We start from the raw sequence: 2,368 nt of genomic DNA, 5'->3' as shown, positions 1-2,368 counted from the left end.
GCGCACCCGCGCGCAGGATGGGTCAGTCCTGACCGCCGCAACTCTCCTCATCCGTGCGTCGGGGCCTGTCAGTGCACGCGCGTGACCAACTCGTTCATTTGAAGTACCGCGCGGATATCGACGGCGTTCGGGCAACAGCCGTGATCGCGGTCGTGCTGTACCATGCGTTTCCAGCGCTGATCCCCGGCGGCTTCATCGGCGTCGATGTCTTCTTCGTCATTTCCGGATATCTGATCACCGATATCATCACCGGCGGACTCGACTCTCCCGGTGCTTTCGGCTTTGCCGGCTTCTACGCCCGCCGCATCCGCAGGATATTCCCGGCGCTGATTGTGGTGCTATCCGCCGCGCTGGCAGCCGGCGTCTGGATCTTTCTTCCCGCCGAACTGATCTCATTGGCGAAGAATGCGATCGCGAGCGCGCTGTTTTGCGCAAATCTGATGCTGCTGTCCGAGACCGGCTATTTCGATCTCGACGCCAATCTGAAGCCGCTGTTGCATCTGTGGTCGCTCGGCATCGAAGAGCAGTTCTATCTGGCGTGGCCGCTGGCGCTCTGGCTGACGCCGCAGCGATGGCGCCGCGCGATGATCGTCATCGTGCTGTTGGGCTCGTTCGCGCTGAATGTTGCGCTGGTCAGGACCTATCCGCAGGCGACATTCTATCTGCCGTTGACCCGTGCCTGGGAGCTGCTTGCCGGCGCGCTGCTGGTGGGAGTGACCATCGAGAACGCGAAACTGAAGGAGATGTTCGCAGCACTCGCGATCGTCTTCTTTGTCGCTTTCTTCGTCGAGCACGGCCGCATGACATTTCCGGGCTGGGCCGCGTTGCTGCCCGTTGCCGGAACCTGTCTGATCCTTCTCGCCGATGGTTGTCTGTTCAGCAGAATCGTTCTCTCCCATCCGTTGGCGACGGCGATCGGCCGGATCAGCTACCCGCTTTATCTCTGGCATTGGCCGCTGCTGGTTTTTCCGCACGCCTATCTGTTCCGTCCGCTCACGGCGTCGGAAACCGTGCTGTCGGTCGGCGCTGCGACGGCGCTGGCCTGGTTGACCTATGCATTCATCGAGCGGCCGATCCGGACAGGACGATGGGGCGGCGCCAGGACCGCGCTCGCCGGCATGGCCGCGGTTGCGGCCGGCGCCGTGATCGCATGGCACATCCCGCCGCAACTGCCGCCGGATATCGGCCGGCTCGTCGATGTCGCGCCGGCGCCGCCTGCGCAATCGCGGACCCAACCATGCATGGCGATGCCGGCCCTGGCAGACGGGGAGTTCTCGGATGCCTGCGTCGAACTGCAGCGCCCGCTGATCGCGGTGCTCGGCGATTCGACCGCCGCGGCGCTGTTGCCGGGCTTGCGGGATCTGCAATCGCGCCATCGGTTCGGGATCGCGCAATTCGCGATGGCCGGGTGCCAGCCGCTGAGCGTCACAGCCTATGGCGTGAGCGAGGATTGTCTTCGCCGCAATCGCGACGCCCTGACATTGCTGGCGGTTGCGCATCCCGACATCGTGCTGTTCGAAGCGCTCTGGGTGGTGTCCGGCCCCGACCAATTGCGGCCGTCGATCGCGGCGCTTCGTGCGGGCGGGATTGCGCGCATCGTCGTTCTTGGACGGGTGCCGAACTGGACCGGCGGCCTTCCCAATGCCATTGCCGCCTACTACCGGCGCACCGGTCGTCTGCTGCCGGAGCGCACGCCGCTGTTCGTCGAGAACGAGGACGAGCCGATGCAGCGCTTCAGCAACGCGCTTGGTGTCGAGTATATTTCGTCCCGGCAGGTGTTCTGCAACGAAGCCGGCTGCCTCAACCGGATCGGCGACCAGCTGGTGACCCATGATGGCTTCCATCTGGCGCCCACCGGATCGAAATATCTGATCGACCAGATCGCTCCGGCGCTGCTGCGCGAGGGGCCATGAGAGACATGAGAGACACACGCCGCTCTCGTCATCACGCACGGAGGCTCAACCCAGCTGCGCCGTCAGGCCGCGAGGTTCGACTTTCCTGCGGTCAACGGCGCATAGGCTGACTTGAAAAAGTCCTTGTACATATCGCCGATCTTGGTGGACTCGGCGACAAAGGACTCATAGGCCGACTTCATGTATTCGGTCGTGACCTCGATCGCCTGGTCTGGCGCCTTGATCGTGGCGATCTTCGCCAGATAGGCCTTGTTCGCCTCAAAGGACGATTTTGCGTACTCGGCATGAGCCGTCGCGATCGCCTTCATCTTCTCCTGGACGACAGTCATATCGGTCATTGGCAACTCCTTTTACGCGTCGCTGGCGAGCCTGATCGTCATGCTGCGATCATGCCTCTGTCGGTTAACGAACACAAGGAAGAATAGAAGTTTCGTATGATCGCCACCGGGAATAGC

Annotated in this window: 2 protein-coding genes; one reads left to right on the top strand and one right to left on the bottom strand. The window is 62.8% G+C overall.

The window, feature by feature from the left end:
• Window positions 1-71 precede the first annotated feature (71 nt).
• Window positions 72-1,913: an acyltransferase family protein gene (locus tag WCB02_RS07255; protein WP_423957154.1), complete on the top strand. Its 1,842-nt coding sequence runs from the start codon at window positions 72-74 to the stop codon at window positions 1,911-1,913.
• A 62-nt stretch (window positions 1,914-1,975) separates the two neighbouring features.
• On the opposite strand, the gene WCB02_RS07250 is transcribed toward WCB02_RS07255, so the two are convergent.
• Window positions 1,976-2,251 (bottom strand): phasin family protein, encoded by a 276-nt coding sequence (locus WCB02_RS07250; protein ID WP_423957153.1) that lies wholly within the window; start codon window positions 2,249-2,251, stop codon window positions 1,976-1,978.
• Between the last annotated feature and the right edge of the window lie 117 nt (window positions 2,252-2,368).

This window comes from Bradyrhizobium sp. (genome assembly GCF_049581145.1).
Lineage (GTDB): Bacteria > Pseudomonadota > Alphaproteobacteria > Rhizobiales > Xanthobacteraceae > Bradyrhizobium.
This window is presented reverse-complemented; position numbering and strand designations above follow the sequence as displayed.

Excerpts from the sequence above, each read along its gene's own strand:
- WCB02_RS07250 (WP_423957153.1), bottom strand. The coding sequence starts at position 2,251 with ATGACCGATATGACTGTCGTCCAGGAGAAGATGAAGGCGATCGCGACG.